The following is an 18,566-nucleotide window of genomic DNA, read 5'->3' on the forward strand; positions in this document are numbered from 1 at the left end:
GCTGAAACGAGAATTCCGGGGCGTTCTGCTGTCTGCGATTCAATTTGGTCATCACCAGGCCGACAAACTGTCACACTCAACGCTTTGATGCGCCCCTCGCGGAGAACACACCGATGTCGTTACGCACCCTGCTCGCTTCTGTGCTGTTGGCTTGCAGCTTCACGGCCGTCGCCGCCACCGAAGTCATCCCGCTGAATTACCGTACCAGCGATGACCTGATGCCCGCCGCCAAATCGTTCTTGGGCAACGAAGGCAGCGTCAACGCCTACGGCAACAAACTCATCGTCAATGCCGAACCGAACAAGATCAGCGAACTTCGCGGTCTGCTTTCGCAACTCGATACAGCGCCCAAGCGTCTGCTGATCAGCGTCGATACCAGCGATAGCACCATCCAGAGCGACCAGGGTTATTCGGTCAACAGCAGCGTACGCTCGCAGGATGGCCGGTTGAGCGCCGACGGCAAGACCCGAATCATCAACTACGGCACCGCCAGCCGTGACGGCGGCGTGCAGCAGGTTCAGGCCAACGAAGGCACGCCGGCGTTGATCCAGGTGGGTCAGAGCATTCCGATCACCAACGTGCAGACCGACTCCTACGGCTACGCGCAGACCAACACCCAATACCGCAACGTAACCCGTGATTTCTATGTCACGGCGAGCGTTACCGGCGATATCGTGCACCTGAGCATCAGCACTAACAACGATCGCATGAGCCAGCAACAGGCCGATGCGATCAAGGTGCAGAGCACGGATACCCAAGTCAGCGGGCGGCTGGGGGAATGGATCACGCTGGCGGGCGTCAGCGACCAGTCTCGCGCAGACGAACAGGCCGCGGCGCGGCGTTATTCGACTCAGGGTCGCGATGACATGACGTTGCGGGTGAAGGTCGACAGCCTCGATTGAGACCACCTGAAAGACATGCTTTACCTGTGGGCGTGAGCTTGCTCACGAATCGGCGTCCTGGCCTATTCGTGAGCGAGCTCACTCCCACAGGTTGTTGTTCCTCTCCAAAATGTAGTGCTCATCTACACCACTACATATCCCACGCGCCTCATGACCGACCAGTACCGCAGCTGACTTGCCCTTCCCAGCACCTAAAGGCCTGAATCTGACTGATGAGTCGTATTGGATAAAATATGTAGTGGGCATAAAAAGGCACTACAAAATGTTTGACGACGCAAAAAAGCCGAGGCATGATGGCCTCGCTCCCACTGATAAGAGGCTTTGCAGAAAGCCTCATGATTGTGCTCATACCCCACCAAGTTGAGCAGGATCGCGACTTTTCAGCCCAAAAGGCAGTTTCAGCGTCTCCTTATCGTGAGGCGTAAAAAATCCCGATGAAACGCAATGCTTTCCGATTCAGTGAGCAGCCTTAAGTGCGCCCTGGAAAAACCCAGGCGCAGGTACAGCGAACAGCTTCACCTCAAGACCCACAAGACTAAGCGACGAGGTTTACCCCATGGCACTGACACGCGAACAACAAATTGCAGCCATCGAGAAAGACTGGGCCGAGAATCCACGCTGGAAAGGCGTGACCCGCACCTACTCCGCTGCTGACGTCGTCCGCCTGCGTGGCTCGGTTCAGCCTGAACACACCTTCGCCAAGCTGGGCGCTGAAAAGCTCTGGAACCTGGTCACCCAGGGCGCCAAGCCGTCCTTCCGTCCCGACAAGGATTTCGTCAACTGCATGGGCGCCCTGACTGGCGGCCAGGCGGTACAGCAAGTCAAGGCGGGCATCCAGGCGATCTACCTGTCCGGCTGGCAGGTGGCGGCGGACAACAACTCGGCAGAGTCGATGTACCCCGACCAGTCGCTGTACCCGGTGGATTCGGTTCCGACCGTAGTCAAGCGCATCAACAACTCGTTCCGCCGTGCTGACCAGATCCAGTGGAAAGCTGGCAAGAACCCAGGCGACGAAGGCTATATCGATTACTTCGCACCGATCGTTGCCGACGCCGAAGCCGGTTTCGGTGGCGTGCTGAATGCCTATGAACTGATGAAGAGCATGATCGAGGCAGGCGCTGCCGGCGTGCACTTCGAAGATCAGTTGGCCTCGGTGAAAAAGTGCGGCCACATGGGCGGCAAAGTACTGGTACCGACTCAGGAAGCTGTACAGAAGCTGGTGGCAGCGCGTCTTGCGGCTGACGTCGCGGGCGTTCCGACCATCATCCTGGCGCGCACCGATGCCAACGCGGCTGACTTGCTGACGTCCGACTGCGACCCGTACGACAAACCGTTCGTCACCGGCACTCGCACACCGGAAGGCTTCTATAAAGTACGCGCCGGCCTGGATCAGGCCATCGCTCGCGGCCTGGCGTATGCGCCGTATGCCGATCTGATCTGGTGCGAAACCGCCAAGCCGGATCTGGACGAAGCCCGTCGTTTCGCCGAAGCGATCAAGAAGGAATACCCGGACCAACTGCTGTCGTACAACTGCTCGCCCTCCTTCAACTGGAAGAAGAACCTGGACGACGCGACCATCGCCAAATTCCAGCGCGAACTGTCGGCAATGGGCTACAAGCACCAGTTCATCACCCTGGCGGGCATTCACAACATGTGGCACAGCATGTTCAACCTGGCGCACGACTACGCCCGCAACGACATGACCGCCTACGTGAAGCTGCAGGAGCAGGAATTCGCTGACGCGGCCAAGGGCTACACCTTCGTGGCGCACCAGCAGGAAGTAGGCACCGGCTACTTCGACGACATGACCACTGTGATCCAGGGTGGCCAGTCTTCGGTGACCGCGCTGACCGGTTCTACCGAAGAAGAACAGTTCCACTGAGTCTGCGCGCCTCTCAAAAGCCGCCTTCGGGCGGCTTTTGTCATATCGGAGCATTAATGCCCTACCCAAGTAGTAGGTCATTAGTCGATAGACATCCCGAATCGACTGGCAAAAGTTAATTAACGTCGCCGCTTAATAAACCTTCATTTGACAGATGCTGTAACGCCAACTTCGTCACTTTCCAGTGACAAACGCAAAATGAAGTTCCAAATGATATTAATTATCATTTCTCCTGCGCGTTTTTCATTACCGTTTACGGGAAACATAATTAACGAAAAACGCTGTAATGGCCGCCCGGCAAGGCCCCGCGTACCGAAACCGTGACCTGCCTCATTAATCCTGTGAATAAATTTGATGTAGAAAATTTACTTGCCCTCCTTTTGCACATAAAATCCCGGAATTGATCGCACTGCGACATATCGTCACTGCTTTTACTTCTTTTCAAGCTCAGAGACCCTTGCTCTCTGTTAAGGACTGCCAGCATGCCCGAATCGACAGGTCTGATTGCCCACAATTGGGGCTTCGCCATTTTCCTTTTGGGCGTCATTGGCCTCTGCGCCTTCATGCTCGGCCTCTCAAGCCTGCTGGGTTCCAAAGCCTGGGGCCGCAGCAAGAACGAACCTTTCGAATCCGGCATGCTGCCCACCGGCGGCGCGCGTCTGCGGCTCTCCGCAAAATTCTATCTGGTCGCGATGCTCTTCGTGATTTTCGATATTGAAGCCCTCTTTCTGTACGCCTGGTCTGTGTCCGTCCGCGAAAGCGGCTGGACCGGCTTCGCCGAAGCTCTCGTTTTCATAGCAATTCTGTTGGCAGGTCTTGTCTACCTATGGCGTGTAGGGGCGCTCGATTGGGCTCCCGTAGGTCGTCGTAATCGGCAGGCGAAGCTAAAACAATGAGGCTTTGGCAATGCAATACAATCTCACCAGGATCGACCCGGATGCTCCTAACGAGCAGTACCCCATCGGCGAACGGGAAACCGTTTCCGATCCGTTAGAGGATCAAGTCCACAAAAACATATTCATGGGCAAGCTCGAGGACGTACTGAGCGGTGCCGTCAACTGGGGTCGCAAGAATTCCCTTTGGCCGTACAACTTCGGTTTGTCCTGCTGCTACGTGGAAATGACTACCGCCTTCACAGCGCCCCACGACATCGCGCGCTTCGGCGCCGAAGTGATTCGGGCATCGCCGCGTCAGGCGGATTTCATGGTTATCGCCGGTACCTGCTTCATCAAGATGGCGCCGATCATCCAGCGCCTCTACGAGCAAATGCTTGAGCCTAAATGGGTCATTTCCATGGGTTCGTGCGCCAACTCCGGTGGCATGTATGACATCTACTCCGTTGTGCAAGGCGTGGACAAGTTCCTGCCTGTAGATGTTTATGTGCCCGGCTGCCCACCCCGCCCAGAGGCATTTCTGCAAGGCCTGATGCTGTTGCAGGAATCCATTGGCCAGGAGCGTCGCCCTCTTTCCTGGGTCGTCGGCGACCAAGGCGTGTATCGCGCCGAGATGCCTTCGCAGAAGGAACAGCGCCGCGAACAGCGTATTCAGGTCACAAACCTGCGCAGCCCCGACGAAGTCTGATCCAGTTTTCTTTTACAAAAAGAAGCCTGAACCTGGGTTCATTCTGTACGTTGACCGATAGCGATCGAGACCTATGACTGCAGACACCGCTCTGTACATCCCGCCTTACAAGGCTGACGACCAAGATGTCGTCGTTGAACTACACAACCGTTTTGGCGCAGAAGCGTTCACCGCCCAATCCACTGTTACAGGCATGCCTGTGCTCTGGGTTGCCCGTGCCAAGCTGTTCGAAATCCTCAGCTTCCTGCGCAATGTGCCCAAGCCGTACTCGATGCTGTACGACCTGCACGGCGTGGACGAACGTCTGCGCACCAAGCGCCGTGGCTTGCCGGACGCCGATTTCACCGTCTTCTACCACTTGCTGTCGGTAGAGCGTAACAGTGACGTCATGATCAAGGTGGCCTTGTCCGAGGGCGACCTCAGCGTGCCGACCATCACCAGCATCTGGCCGAACGCCAACTGGTACGAGCGTGAAGTGTGGGACATGTTCGGGATCGACTTCCCAGGCCACCCGCACCTGAGCCGCATCATGATGCCGCCGACCTGGGAAGGTCACCCGCTGCGCAAGGATTACCCTGCCCGCGCCACCGAATTCGACCCCTACAGCCTGACGCTGGCCAAGCAACAACTGGAAGAAGAAGCCGCGCGCTTCCGTCCAGAGGACTGGGGTATGAAGCGTTCCGGCACCAACGAGGACTACATGTTCCTCAACCTGGGTCCGAACCACCCCTCCGCTCACGGTGCGTTCCGGATCGTGTTGCAGCTGGACGGCGAAGAGATCGTCGACTGCGTACCGGACATCGGTTACCACCACCGTGGTGCCGAGAAGATGGCCGAGCGTCAGTCCTGGCACAGCTTCATTCCGTACACCGACCGCATCGACTACCTCGGCGGGGTGATGAACAACCTGCCGTACGTGCTCTCGGTCGAGAAGCTGGCCGGCATCAAGGTGCCGGAGAAGGTCGACGTCATCCGCATCATGATGGCCGAGTTCTTCCGTATCACTAGCCACCTGTTGTTCCTGGGTACGTATATCCAGGACGTCGGTGCAATGACCCCGGTATTTTTCACCTTCACCGACCGGCAAAAAGCCTACACCGTGATCGAAGCGATTACCGGTTTCCGTATGCACCCGGCCTGGTACCGCATCGGCGGTGTCGCCCATGATCTGCCTCGCGGCTGGGACAAGCTGGTCAAGGACTTCGTCGAATGGCTGCCAAAGCGCCTGGACGAATACACCAAGGCCGCCCTGCAGAACAGCATTCTCAAGGGTCGTACCGTCGGCGTTGCCGCGTACAACACCAAGGAAGCGCTGGAGTGGGGCGTCACCGGCTCCGGCCTGCGTTGCACGGGCTGCGATTTCGACCTGCGCAAGGCTCGCCCGTACTCGGGCTATGAGAACTTCGAGTTCGAAGTGCCGTTGGCGCACAACGGCGATGCGTATGATCGCTGCATGGTCCGCGTCGAAGAGATGCGCCAGAGCATCAAAATCATCGACCAGTGCCTGCGCAACATGCCGGAAGGTCCGTACAAGGCGGATCACCCGCTGACCACGCCGCCACCGAAAGAGCGCACCCTGCAGCACATCGAAACCTTGATCACGCACTTCCTGCAGGTTTCGTGGGGCCCGGTGATGCCGGCCAACGAATCCTTCCAGATGATCGAAGCGACCAAGGGCATCAACAGTTATTACCTGACGAGCGACGGCGGCACCATGAGCTACCGTACCCGGATTCGCACCCCAAGCTATCCGCACCTGCAGCAGATCCCTTCGGTGATCAAAGGCAGCATGGTCGCGGACTTGATCGCGTACCTGGGTAGTATCGACTTCGTTATGGCCGACGTGGACCGCTAAGCATGAACAGCACGCTTATCCAGACAGACCGTTTCGCCCTGAGCGAATCCGAGCGCTCGGCCATCGAGCACGAAATGCATCACTACGAGGACCCGCGCGCGGCGTCCATCGAAGCCCTGAAGATCGTTCAGAAGGAGCGCGGCTGGGTGCCGGACGGCGCCATCTACGCAATCGGCGAAGTGCTGGGCATCCCTGCCAGCGACGTTGAAGGCGTGGCCACGTTCTATAGCCAGATCTTCCGTCAGCCGGTCGGCCGCCACATCATCCGTGTCTGCAACAGCATGGTCTGCTTTATCGCCGGTCACGAAGACATCGTCGGTGAAATCCAGAGCAAGCTGGGCATCGGCCTGGGCCAGACCACTGCCGATGGCCGCTTCACGCTGCTGCCGGCCTGCTGCCTGGGCAACTGCGACAAGGCGCCGGCAGTCATGATCGACGACGATACTTTCGGCAATCTACAGCCCGCTGGCGTTGCCCAGCTGCTGGAGGGTTACGTATGACCATCACTTCCTTCGGCCCGGCCAACCTGATCCAGCGCACGCCGGAGACCCACCCGCTGACCTGGCGTCTGCGCGACGACGGCGAGCCTATCTGGTTCGACGAATACGTGGCCAAAGACGGCTATGCCGCAGCACGCAAGGCCTTCGCCCAGCAATCGCCTGACGAAATCGTTCAGGCGGTCAAGGACTCCGGCCTCAAGGGTCGCGGCGGTGCAGGCTTCCCCACTGGGGTGAAGTGGGGCCTGATGCCCAAAGACGAATCCATGAACATCCGCTACCTGCTGTGCAACGCGGACGAAATGGAACCCAACACCTGGAAAGACCGCATGCTGATGGAGCAGCTGCCCCATCTGCTGGTAGAAGGCATGCTGATCAGTGCTCGCGCCCTGAAAGCCTACCGCGGCTACATCTTCCTGCGTGGCGAGTACGTCACTGCTGCCAAACACTTGAACCGCGCCGTGGCCGAAGCCAAGGCTGCCGGTCTGTTGGGCAAGAACATTCTGGGCACCGGCTTCGACTTCGAGCTGTTTGTCCACACCGGCGCCGGGCGTTACATCTGCGGTGAAGAAACCGCATTGATCAACTCCCTTGAAGGACGTCGCGCCAACCCGCGTTCCAAGCCACCCTTCCCCGCCGCCGTCGGCGTCTGGGGCAAGCCGACCTGCGTGAACAACGTAGAGACCCTGTGCAACGTCCCGGCGATCGTCAACAACGGCAACGACTGGTACAAGTCGCTGGCCCGCGAGGGCAGTGAAGACATGGGCACCAAGCTCATGGGGTTCTCCGGCAAGGTGAAAAACCCTGGCCTGTGGGAGCTGCCGTTCGGCCTGCCCGCCCGTGAGTTGTTCGAGGACTATGCTGGCGGCATGCGCGACGGATACAAGCTCAAGTGCTGGCAACCCGGCGGCGCTGGCACAGGTTTCCTGCTGCCCGAGCACCTCGATTGCCAGTTCTACGCCGGCGGCGTGGCCAAGGTCGGCACCCGGATGGGTACCGGTCTGGCGATGGCGGTCGACGACAAGGTCAACATGGTGTCGATGATGCGCAACCTCGAGGAGTTTTTCTCCCAAGAGTCCTGTGGCTTCTGCACCCCTTGCCGTGATGGCTTGCCATGGAGCGTGAAAATCCTGCGCGCCATTGAGAAAGGTCAGGGTCAAGCAGGCGATATCGAGACACTGCTGGGGCTGGTCAACTTCCTCGGCCCAGGCAAGACCTTCTGTGCCCATGCACCGGGCGCAGTGGAACCTCTGGGCAGCGCAATCAAATACTTCCGGCACGAGTTCGAGGCAGGCATCGCGCCCACACGTGCGGGCGACCTCAACCAGGTCGTGACGCCGACCATGGTCGGCGCATAACAAAGACACAACGGTTGACGGGTCAGAAGGCCCGCCTTCCGCCTATCCCGATTGCGCCTGTAAGGCTGTCTGAATCGGGGTAGCACCGAGATTCCATTAGCCACGCCCGCTGACACCGGGCCAACGAAGAACTTTGAACCATGGCTACTATCCACGTAGACGGCAAAGCGCTCGAAGTCGATGGCGCAGACAACCTGTTACAGGCATGTCTGTCGCTGGGCCTCGACATTCCTTATTTCTGCTGGCATCCAGCGCTTGGCAGTGTTGGCGCCTGTCGCCAATGCGCGGTCAAGCAGTACACCGACGAGAACGACACCCGTGGTCGTATCGTCATGTCCTGCATGACGCCCGCCACTGACAACACCTGGATTTCCATCGACGACGAAGAATCAAAGGCGTTCCGCGCCAGCGTCGTCGAATGGCTGATGACCAACCACCCGCACGACTGCCCGGTCTGCGAGGAAGGCGGCCACTGCCATCTGCAGGACATGACCGTGATGACCGGCCACAACGAGCGCCGGTATCGCTTCACCAAACGCACTCACCAGAACCAGGAGCTGGGGCCTTTCATTGCTCACGAGATGAACCGCTGCATCGCCTGCTATCGCTGTGTGCGCTTCTATAAAGACTACGCTGGCGGCACTGACCTGGGCGTATTCGGCGCCCACGACAACGTTTACTTCGGTCGCGTTGAAAACGGCACGCTGGAAAGCGAGTTCTCCGGCAACCTCACCGAGGTCTGCCCGACCGGTGTGTTCACCGACAAGACGCACTCCGAGCGCTATAACCGCAAATGGGACATGCAGTTCTCCCCGAGCATCTGCCACGGCTGTTCCAGCGGTTGCAACATCAGCCCCGGTGAGCGTTATGGCGAAATCCGTCGTATCGAAAACCGCTACAACGGTTCGGTGAACCAGTACTTCCTGTGCGACCGTGGCCGTTTCGGCTATGGCTACGTCAACCGCACCGACCGGCCGCGTCAGCCACTGCTGACGCAAGGCAACGTCAAGCTGAGTCTGGACCAGGCACTGGACAAGGCTGCCGACCTGCTGCGCGGCCGCAACATCGTTGGTATCGGTTCGCCACGCGCCAGCCTGGAAAGCAACTTCGCTTTGCGCGAACTGGTGGGTGCCGAGCACTTCTACTCGGGTATCGAGGCCGGTGAACTGGAGCGTCTGCGTCTGGTTGCCCAGGTACTCAAAGACAGCCCGCTGCCGATTCCGACCCTGCGCGAAGTCGAAGAGCACGACGCGGTGTTCATTCTCGGCGAAGACGTCACACAGACGGCCGCGCGCATGGCCCTGGGCCTGCGTCAGTCGGTGAAGAACAAGGCCGAAGACATGGCCGCTGCGATGAAGGTCCAGCCATGGCTCGATGCCGCGGTGAAAAACATCGGTCAGCACGAACTGAACCCGCTGTTCATCGCAAGCCTGGCTGAAACCCGCCTGGACGACATCGCCGAAGAGTGTGTACACGCCGCTCCCGACGATCTGGCCCGCATCGGTTTCGCCGTGGCAAACGCCATCGACCCAAGCGCACCAGCCGTAGCCGGCCTGGACAGCGAGGCGCTGGAACTGGCTCAGCGCATCGCCACTGCCCTGCTGGAAGCCAAGCGTCCGTTGATTGTTTCCGGTGCTTCGCTGGGCTCCAACGCGCTGATCGAAGCCGCGGCGAACATCGCCAAAGCCCTGAAACTGCGCGACAAGAATGGCTCGTTGAGCCTGATCGTGCCGGAAGCCAACAGCATGGGTCTGACCCTGTTCGGTGGCGATTCGGTCGATGCCGCGCTGCAGGAAGTGATCTCGGGCAAGGCCGACGCTATCGTCGTGCTGGAAAACGATCTGTTCACCCGCGTTGATGCAGCTACCGTCGATGCCGCGCTGAAAGCCGCGAAAGTGGTGATCGTCGCCGACCATCAGAAGACCGCCACGACCGATCGCGCCGACCTTGTTCTGCCCGCCGCCAGCTTCGCCGAAGGCGACGGTACGCTGGTCAGCCAGGAAGGCCGCGCCCAGCGCTTCTTCCAGGTCTACGATCCGACCTACCTGGACGCCAGCATCAAGATCCACGAAGGCTGGCGCTGGCTGCATGCCCTGCGCGCCACCCTGCTGAACAAGCCGGTGGACTGGACGCAACTGGACCACGTCACCGAAGCCTGTGCCGCAAGCAATGCGCAACTGGCCGGTATCGTCGGTGCCGCGCCGTCGGCCAGCTTCCGTATCAAGGGTTTGAAACTGGCGCGCGAACCGCTGCGCTACAGCGGCCGTACCGCCATGCGTGCCAACATCAGCGTGCACGAACCGCGCACCTCGCAGGACAAGGACACTGCGTTCTCGTTCTCGATGGAAGGTTACTCGGGCTCTGCCGAACCTCGCTCCCAGGTTCCATTCGCCTGGTCTCCGGGCTGGAACTCGCCGCAAGCGTGGAACAAGTTCCAGGACGAAGTCGGCGGCCACTTGCGTGCAGGCGATCCGGGCGTACGCCTGATCGAAAGCGCCGGTGACAAACTCAACTGGTTCGCCAACGTACCTCGTGCCTTCTCCCCTGCCCAGGGAACCTGGCAGGTCGTGCCGTTCTTCCACCTGTTCGGCAGCGAGGAAAACTCCTCGAAGGCTGCGCCGGTGCAAGAGCGCATTCCAGAGGCCTACGTCGCACTGGCCAAGTCCGAAGCGGACCGCCTGGGCGTCAACGACGGTGCCTTGCTCAGCCTGAATGTTGCCGGTCAGACCTTGCGTCTGCCACTGCGCATCAACGAAGAGCTGGGTGCTGGTCTGGTGGCACTGCCATCAGGTCTGGCCGGCATTCCTCCGGCGCTGGCCGGGAAAACCGTTGAGGGTCTGCAGGAGGCAGCACAATGACGTGGTTTACCCCTGAAGTTATCGACTCGATCATCGCTGTCCTCAAGGCCATCGTGGTGCTGCTGGCCGTGGTGATCTGCGGCGCGTTGCTCAGCTTCATCGAACGTCGCCTGCTGGGCTGGTGGCAGGACCGTTATGGCCCTAACCGCGTTGGCCCGTTCGGGATGTTCCAGATCGCTGCCGACATGCTCAAGATGTTCTTCAAGGAAGACTGGAATCCGCCCTTCGTCGACAAGGTGATCTTCACCCTGGCGCCGGTGGTGGCCATGAGCGCGCTGCTGATCTCGTTCTCGATCATCCCGATTACCCAGACCTGGATCATCGCGGACCTGAACATTGGCCTGCTGTTCTTCTTTGCCATGGCCGGTCTTTCGGTCTATGCGGTGCTGTTCGCCGGCTGGTCGTCGAACAACAAGTACGCCCTGCTGGGCAGCTTGCGTGCTTCGGCGCAGACCGTGTCGTATGAAGTGTTCCTGGGCCTGTCACTGATGGGCATCGTGGTGCAGGTCGGTTCGTTCAACATGGGCGACATCGTCAACTACCAGTCCGAACATCTGTGGTTCATCATTCCGCAGTTCTTCGGTTTCTGTACGTTCTTCATCGCGGGCGTGGCCGTGACTCACCGTCACCCCTTCGACCAGCCGGAAGCGGAACAGGAACTGGCCGACGGTTACCACATTGAATACGCCGGCATGAAATGGGGGATGTTCTTCGTCGGTGAGTACATTGGCATCATCCTGATTTCGGCACTGCTGGTGACGCTGTTCTTCGGTGGCTGGCACGGTCCGTTCAACATCCTGCCGCAACTGTCGTTCATGTGGTTCGCCCTGAAGACTTCGTTCTTCATCATGCTGTTCGTCCTGTTGCGTGCTTCGATCCCTCGTCCACGTTATGACCAGGTGATGGATTTCAGCTGGAAGTTCTGCCTGCCACTGACCCTGATCAATTTGCTAGTGACCGCTGCGGTCGTCTTGGCGGCTCAGTGAGGATTTGACCCATGTTCAAATATATTGGCGACATCGTTAAGGGTACCGGTACCCAGTTACGCAGCCTGATCATGGTCTTCGGCCATGGCTTCCGTAAGCGTGACACCCTGCAATATCCGGAAGAAGCGGTTTACCTGCCACCGCGTTACCGTGGCCGTATCGTCCTGACCCGCGACCCCGACGGCGAAGAACGCTGCGTGGCCTGCAACCTGTGCGCCGTGGCCTGCCCGGTCGGCTGTATCTCGCTGCAGAAAGCCGAGACCGAGGACGGTCGCTGGTACCCGGACTTCTTCCGCATCAACTTCTCGCGTTGCATCTTCTGCGGTCTCTGTGAAGAAGCCTGCCCGACCACCGCGATCCAGCTCACGCCGGACTTCGAGATGGCCGAGTTCAAGCGTCAGGATCTGGTGTACGAGAAGGAGGATCTGCTGATCGCAGGTCCCGGCAAGAACCCTGACTACAACTTCTACCGCGTTGCGGGTATGGCGATCGCTGGCAAGCCGAAAGGCGCTGCACAGAACGAAGCCGAGCCAATCAACGTCAAGAGCTTGCTGCCTTAAGGAAGAAAGATGGAATTCGCTTTCTATTTCGCATCCGGCATCGCTGTTGTAGCCACCCTGCGGGTGATTACCAACACGAACCCGGTGCATGCCCTGCTCTACCTGATCATTTCGCTGATCGCCGTGGCCATGACCTTCTTTAGTCTCGGTGCACCGTTTGCCGGTGCCCTGGAAGTGATCGCTTACGCTGGCGCCATCATGGTGCTGTTCGTGTTCGTGGTGATGATGCTGAACCTGGGCCCGGCCTCGGTTCAGCAAGAACGCGCCTGGCTCAAACCCGGAATCTGGCTTGGCCCGATCCTGTTGGGCGGCCTGCTGCTGGCCGAATTGCTGTACGTGCTGTTCGCCAACTCCACCGGTGCCGGTATCGGTCACACCACGGTGGACGCCAAGGCCGTCGGCATCAGCCTGTTCGGCCCTTACCTGCTGGTTGTCGAACTCGCGTCGATGCTGCTGCTCGCGGCAGCGGTGACGGCGTTCCATGTCGGCCGCAACGAGGCGAAGGAGTAAAGCCATGAACTCAGCAATTCCTCTCGAGCATGGACTGGCAGTCGCCGGTGTCCTGTTCTGCCTCGGCCTGGCGGGCCTGTTGGTACGCCGCAACATTCTGTTCGTGTTGATGAGCCTGGAAGTGATGATGAACGCAGCCGCCCTGGCCTTCGTCGTGGCGGGTAGCCGCTGGGCGCAGCCTGACGGTCAGATCATGTTCATCCTGGTGATCAGCCTTGCCGCAGCCGAGGCCAGTATTGGCCTGGCGATCCTGCTGCAACTGTATCGCCGCTTCCACACTCTCGATATCGACGCTGCCAGCGAGATGCGCGGATGAACCTACTCTTTCTGACTTTCGTATTCCCTCTGATCGGCTTCCTGCTGCTGTCGTTTTCACGCGGCAAATGGTCCGAAAACCTGTCCGCCCTGATCGGCGTTGGCTCCATTGGCTTGTCGGCCATCGTGGCTGCCTATGTGATCTGGCAATTCAACGTCGCGCCACCGCAAGGCGGTCATCTGACCATGGTGCTGTGGCGCTGGATGGCGGTCGATGGCTTCGAGCCGAACCTGGCCCTGTATGTCGATGGCCTGTCCATCACCATGCTTGGCGTCGTGGTCGGCGTGGGCTTCCTGATTCACCTGTTCGCCTCCTGGTACATGCGCGGTGAAGAGGGCTACTCGCGGTTCTTCTCCTACACCAACCTGTTCATTGCCAGCATGTTGTTCCTGATCCTGGGTGACAACCTGTTGTTCATCTACTTCGGTTGGGAAGGCGTGGGCCTGTGCTCGTATCTGTTGATCGGTTTCTATTACAGCAACCGCAACAACGGCAACGCGGCACTCAAAGCCTTCATCGTGACCCGCATCGGCGACGTGTTCATGGCCATCGGCCTGTTCATCCTGTTCCAGCAACTGGGCACGCTGAACATTCAGGAACTGCTGGTTCGTGCTCCGCAGCACTTTAAGGTCGGCGACTTCTGGATCGTCCTGGCGACCCTGATGCTGCTGGGCGGCGCTGTCGGTAAATCCGCGCAACTGCCACTGCAAACCTGGCTGGCGGACGCGATGGCCGGTCCTACCCCGGTTTCGGCACTGATCCACGCCGCGACCATGGTGACCGCGGGCGTCTACCTGATCGCCCGTACCCACGGCCTGTTCGTCCTGGCGCCAGACATCCTGCACCTGGTCGGCATCGTCGGCGGTACCACCCTGGTGCTGGCGGGTTTTGCAGCCCTTGTGCAAACCGACATCAAACGTATCCTCGCGTACTCGACCATGAGCCAGATCGGCTACATGTTCCTGGCGCTGGGCGTGGGAGCCTGGGACGGCGCGATCTTCCACCTGATGACCCACGCCTTCTTCAAGGCGCTGCTGTTCCTTGCCTCCGGTGCGGTGATCGTTGCCTGCCACCACGAACAGAACATCTTCAAGATGGGCGGCCTGTGGAAGAAACTGCCACTGGCCTACGCCAGCTTCATCGTCGGCGGCGCGGCCCTGTCGGCACTGCCTCTGGTCACTGCGGGCTTCTACTCCAAGGACGAGATTCTCTGGGAAGCCTTCGCCAGCGGCCATGAGTATCTGCTCTACGCAGGTCTGGTCGGTGCCTTCATGACTTCGCTGTACACCTTCCGCCTGATCTTCATCGCCTTCCACGGCGAAGCGAAGACCGAGGCTCACGCCGGCCACGGGATTTCCCACTGGTTGCCGCTGGGCGTGCTGATCGTGCTGTCGACATTCATCGGCGCCTGGATCCATCCGCCGCTGGCTGGCGTACTGCCGGAAAGCGCCGGTCATGCCGGCGGCGAAGCCAAGCACAGCCTGGAAATCGCCTCGGGCGCCATCGCTCTGGCGGGCATCCTGCTGGCCGCGCTGCTGTTCCTCGGCAAGCGTCGTCTGGTCACGGCCATCGCCAACAGCGGTCCAGGTCGTTTCCTGTCCGCCTGGTGGTTCGCGGCATGGGGCTTCGACTGGGTTTACGACCTGCTGTTCGTCAAACCTTACCTGGCTATCAGCCGCATCCTGCGTGGCGACCCGCTCGACCACACGATCGGCCTGATCCCGCGTCTCGCCAAAGCCGGTAACGGTTTGATGAGCCGCACTGAAACCGGTCAGCTGCGCTGGTATGCCGCTTCGATCGCCGCAGGTGCCGTACTGGTACTCGGCGCGATTGTGTTGGTCTGACATGAACCTTGCGACTTTGCGAAAGGAATTGAGCCCGTCATGATTCTGCCTTGGCTAATCCTGATCCCCTTTATCGGCGGCCTGCTGTGCTGGCAAGGTGAGCGCTTCGGCCCTACCCTGCCGCGCTGGATTGCGCTGTTGACCATGTCTCTCGAGACGATCCTGGGCCTGTGGCTGTGGAGCACCGGTACTTATACCTATGCCCCTGCTCCGGGCGCCGACCCGACCTGGGCGCTTGAATTCAAGCTCCAGTGGATTCAACGCTTCGGCATCAGCGTTCATCTGGCGCTCGATGGCCTGTCGTTGCTGATGATCCTGCTGACCGGCCTGCTGGGTATCCTTTCGGTACTCTGCTCGTGGAAAGAGATCCAGCGTAACGTCGGCTTCTTCCACCTGAACCTGATGTGGATCCTGGGCGGCGTGGTTGGCGTGTTCCTCGCCATCGACCTGTTCATGTTCTTCTTCTTCTGGGAAATGATGCTGGTGCCGATGTACTTCCTCATCGCGCTCTGGGGTCACAGTTCGGCAGACGGCAAGAAGACACGCATCTACGCCGCGACCAAGTTCTTCATCTTCACTCAGGCCAGCGGTCTGATCATGCTGGTGGCGATCCTCGGTCTGGTGCTGGTGCACTTCAATCAGACCGGCGTGATCACCTTCGCTTACGCGGATCTGCTAAAAACCAAGCTGTCCCACGGTACCGAATACGTCCTGATGCTGGGTTTCTTCATCGCCTTCGCGGTGAAGCTGCCGATCGTACCGCTGCACTCCTGGTTGCCTGACGCTCACGCCCAGGCACCGACCGCAGGTTCCGTGGACCTGGCGGGTATCCTGTTGAAGACCGCTGCCTACGGCCTGCTGCGCTTCGCCCTGCCGCTGTTCCCGAACGCTTCGGCGGAGTTCGCGCCGATCGCCATGATCCTCGGCCTGATCGGTATCTTCTACGGCGCCTTCCTGGCGTTCGCCCAGACCGACATCAAGCGCCTGATCGCCTTCTCCAGCGTCTCGCACATGGGCTTCGTGCTGATCGGTATCTACTCCGGCAGCCTGCAGGCGCTGCAAGGTGTGGTGGTGCAGATGCTGGCACACGGTCTGTCGGCGGCAGCGCTGTTTATCCTCAGCGGACAGTTGTACGAGCGCACTCACACCCGTGACATGCGTGAGATGGGCGGGCTGTGGAACAAGATCGCGTACCTGCCGGCCATCAGCCTGTTCTTCGCGGCCGCCTCGCTGGGTCTGCCCGGCACCGGTAACTTCGTCGGTGAGTTCCTGATCCTGATCGGCACCTTCGTCCACGCACCGTGGATCACTGCCATCGCCACTTCCGGCCTGGTGTTCGGTTCGGTGTACTCGCTGATCATGATCCACCGCGTCTACTTCGGCCCGGCAAAGACCGAAGAGATCCTCAAGGGCATGGATGGACGGGAATTGATCATGGTGCTGGGCCTGGCTGTGCTGCTGGTCCTGCTGGGTATCTACCCGCAGCCGGTCCTCGACACTTCCTCGGCGACCATGCATGGCGTGCAGCAATGGCTCGGCACCGCCTTCACTCAACTCGCTTCGGCCCGGTAAGAGCGCTATGGACCTGACGATTCAACACTTTATTGCGCTGGCGCCGCTGCTGATTACCAGCCTCACCGTTGTGGTGGTGATGCTGGGCATCGCATGGCGTCGCAGTCACTCGCAATCGTTCCTGCTGACCGTAGCGGGACTCAACCTGGCGTTGCTGTCGATTTACCCGGCCCTCAAGGTCGCGCCGCTGGCGGTCACTCCCCTGCTGCAGATCGACAACTTCTCCTGCCTGTACATGGGGATCATCCTGGTCTCGACCCTGGCTTGCGTCACGCTGGCTCACGCCTATCTGGGTGAAGGCAAGGCTGGCTATCCGGGCAACCGTGAAGAGCTTTACCTGCTGATCCTGATGGCCGCTGCCGGTGGCATGGTGCTGGTCGCCTCGCAACACTTGGCCAGCCTGTTTATCGGTCTGGAATTGCTCTCGGTGCCGGTCTACGGTCTGGTGGCTTACGCCTTCTTCAACAAGCGTTCGCTGGAAGCCGGTATCAAGTACATGGTGCTGTCGGCGGCAGGTTCCGCGTTCCTGTTGTTCGGCATGGCGCTGCTGTATGCCGACGCCGGCAGCCTGGGCTTCAGCGAAATCGGCAAGGCCCTCGCCGCCACCGGCCTGCCAAGCCCGATCGCAAGCCTGGGTCTGGGCATGATGCTGGTTGGCCTGGGCTTCAAGTTGTCGCTGGTGCCCTTCCACCTGTGGACCCCGGACGTTTACGAAGGCGCCCCTGCTCCAGTGGCGGCGTTCCTCGCTACCGCCAGTAAGGTCGCGGTGTTCGGTGTGCTGGTTCGCCTGTTTCAGATCTCGCCTGCCGCGACCAGCGGTGTGTTGACCGATGTGATGTCGGTCATCGCGGTGGCTTCGATCATCATCGGTAACCTGCTGGCCCTGACCCAGAACAACCTCAAGCGTCTGCTGGGTTATTCATCCATCGCGCACTTCGGTTACATGATGATCGCGATGGTTGCCAGCAAGGGCATGGCGGTCGAGGCCATCAGTGTTTACCTCGTCACCTACGTCCTCACCAGTCTTGGTGCGTTTGGTGTGATCACGCTGATGTCGTCGCCGTACAGCGGCCGCGATGCTGACGCGTTGTTCGAATACCGGGGGCTGTTCTGGCGTCGTCCGTATCTTACGGCGGTGTTGACGGTGATGATGCTGTCGCTGGCCGGTATCCCGCTGACCACCGGTTTCATCGGCAAGTTCTACATCATCGCCACGGGCGTTGAAGCGCATCTGTGGTGGCTGACGGGTTCGTTGGTCGTGGGCAGTGCGATTGGTGTCTTCTACTACCTGCGGGTGATGGTGACGCTGTACCTGCAAGATTCGAAGATCCAGCGCCACGATGCGCCGTTCAACTGGGCTCAGCGTGCAGGGGGTGTGGTGCTGTTGGGGATTACGCTGCTGGCGTTCTTCCTGGGTGTTTACCCGCAACCGCTGCTGACTTTGGTGCAACACGCCGGGCTGTGATGGTTGGATGAGATGTGAAAAGCCCTGCTCTTGAGCGGGGCTTTTTTATGGGTGAGTTTTTTGTGGCGCTGGGGATACCCTCAATCCGGCTACGCTCCGTGGGGTCTGAACTGGCGTGGGGGAAGACCAAAAGAGCGAGTGCAAGCGGCAGCGGGATTTGGAGACCAGCGCTGTACCTGTAGGAGCTTCTGGAGGTTACGACAGTGGCGAAAGCGGGGTGTCAGGCCATTTATCTTTGTCCACCGCTTTCGCTGCAGTCGTAACCTCCGGCGTTCCCCACAAGGATTGCGTCAGCCTGGAGCATCGGCGTCTGCTGTTGCTCTTCTAACGCGATGACGATGCCGCGAAAGCCGCGCCCCGCCATGAATGGCGGATGGCGG

At 59.8% G+C, this 18,566-nt stretch carries 15 protein-coding genes; all 15 read left to right on the forward strand.

What is annotated here, in order from left to right:
- Positions 1-113: 113 nt before the first annotated feature.
- The 15 genes from CE491_RS22615 (at position 114) to nuoN (ending at position 18,186) form a co-directional block, all read left to right on the forward strand.
- Positions 114-902, forward strand: a complete 789-nt coding sequence (locus tag CE491_RS22615) for a secretin N-terminal domain-containing protein (protein WP_110950564.1) — start codon at positions 114-116, stop codon at positions 900-902.
- Between the two features lie 556 nt (positions 903-1,458).
- Positions 1,459-2,784 carry an isocitrate lyase gene (aceA, locus tag CE491_RS22625; protein WP_110950566.1) on the forward strand — a complete coding sequence of 442 codons (1,326 nt, stop codon included), beginning with the start codon at positions 1,459-1,461 and terminating at the stop codon, positions 2,782-2,784.
- A gap of 482 nt (positions 2,785-3,266) precedes the next feature.
- Positions 3,267-3,680 (forward strand): NADH-quinone oxidoreductase subunit A, encoded by a 414-nt coding sequence (locus CE491_RS22630; protein ID WP_062380742.1) that lies wholly within the window; start codon positions 3,267-3,269, stop codon positions 3,678-3,680.
- 10 nt (positions 3,681-3,690) lie between these two features.
- A complete protein-coding gene (locus CE491_RS22635; RefSeq protein WP_007929186.1) occupies positions 3,691-4,365 on the forward strand; it encodes a NuoB/complex I 20 kDa subunit family protein in 675 nt (224 codons plus the stop codon).
- A 73-nt stretch (positions 4,366-4,438) separates the two neighbouring features.
- Positions 4,439-6,220 (forward strand): NADH-quinone oxidoreductase subunit C/D, encoded by a 1,782-nt coding sequence (gene nuoC, locus CE491_RS22640; RefSeq protein ID WP_110950567.1) that lies wholly within the window; start codon positions 4,439-4,441, stop codon positions 6,218-6,220.
- 2 nt (positions 6,221-6,222) lie between these two features.
- Positions 6,223-6,720, forward strand: a complete 498-nt coding sequence (nuoE, locus tag CE491_RS22645) for an NADH-quinone oxidoreductase subunit NuoE (RefSeq protein WP_093466804.1) — start codon at positions 6,223-6,225, stop codon at positions 6,718-6,720.
- A complete protein-coding gene (gene nuoF / locus CE491_RS22650) occupies positions 6,717-8,075 on the forward strand; it encodes an NADH-quinone oxidoreductase subunit NuoF (RefSeq protein ID WP_110950568.1) in 1,359 nt (452 codons plus the stop codon). Before nuoE ends, nuoF begins: the two co-directional genes overlap by 4 nt.
- A gap of 140 nt (positions 8,076-8,215) precedes the next feature.
- On the forward strand, positions 8,216-10,933 hold the full coding sequence (gene nuoG / locus CE491_RS22655) for an NADH-quinone oxidoreductase subunit NuoG (RefSeq protein ID WP_110950569.1): 2,718 nt from the start codon (positions 8,216-8,218) through the stop codon (positions 10,931-10,933).
- The gene (nuoH, locus tag CE491_RS22660; protein ID WP_110950570.1) at positions 10,930-11,919 is read left to right on the forward strand and encodes an NADH-quinone oxidoreductase subunit NuoH; all 990 of its coding nucleotides are present in this window, start codon (positions 10,930-10,932) and stop codon (positions 11,917-11,919) included. Before nuoG ends, nuoH begins: the two co-directional genes overlap by 4 nt.
- An 11-nt stretch (positions 11,920-11,930) precedes the next feature.
- A complete protein-coding gene (gene nuoI, locus CE491_RS22665) occupies positions 11,931-12,479 on the forward strand; it encodes an NADH-quinone oxidoreductase subunit NuoI (protein WP_110950571.1) in 549 nt (182 codons plus the stop codon).
- 9 nt (positions 12,480-12,488) lie between these two features.
- The gene (gene nuoJ, locus CE491_RS22670) at positions 12,489-12,989 is read left to right on the forward strand and encodes an NADH-quinone oxidoreductase subunit J (RefSeq protein WP_062380728.1); all 501 of its coding nucleotides are present in this window, start codon (positions 12,489-12,491) and stop codon (positions 12,987-12,989) included.
- Positions 12,990-12,993: 4 nt separating this feature from the next.
- Positions 12,994-13,305, forward strand: coding sequence for an NADH-quinone oxidoreductase subunit NuoK (gene nuoK, locus CE491_RS22675; RefSeq protein WP_110950572.1), 312 nt, complete (start codon positions 12,994-12,996; stop codon positions 13,303-13,305).
- Positions 13,302-15,149: an NADH-quinone oxidoreductase subunit L gene (gene nuoL / locus CE491_RS22680; RefSeq protein ID WP_110950573.1), complete on the forward strand. Its 1,848-nt coding sequence runs from the start codon at positions 13,302-13,304 to the stop codon at positions 15,147-15,149. Before nuoK ends, nuoL begins: the two co-directional genes overlap by 4 nt.
- A gap of 39 nt (positions 15,150-15,188) precedes the next feature.
- Positions 15,189-16,721, forward strand: coding sequence for an NADH-quinone oxidoreductase subunit M (gene nuoM, locus CE491_RS22685; RefSeq protein WP_110950574.1), 1,533 nt, complete (start codon positions 15,189-15,191; stop codon positions 16,719-16,721).
- 7 nt (positions 16,722-16,728) lie between these two features.
- The gene (gene nuoN / locus CE491_RS22690) at positions 16,729-18,186 is read left to right on the forward strand and encodes an NADH-quinone oxidoreductase subunit NuoN (RefSeq protein WP_110950575.1); all 1,458 of its coding nucleotides are present in this window, start codon (positions 16,729-16,731) and stop codon (positions 18,184-18,186) included.
- Positions 18,187-18,566: the final 380 nt, after the last annotated feature.

It is taken from the genome of Pseudomonas bohemica, assembly GCF_002934685.1.
In the GTDB taxonomy this organism is placed as follows: Bacteria; Pseudomonadota; Gammaproteobacteria; order Pseudomonadales; family Pseudomonadaceae; genus Aquipseudomonas; species Aquipseudomonas bohemica.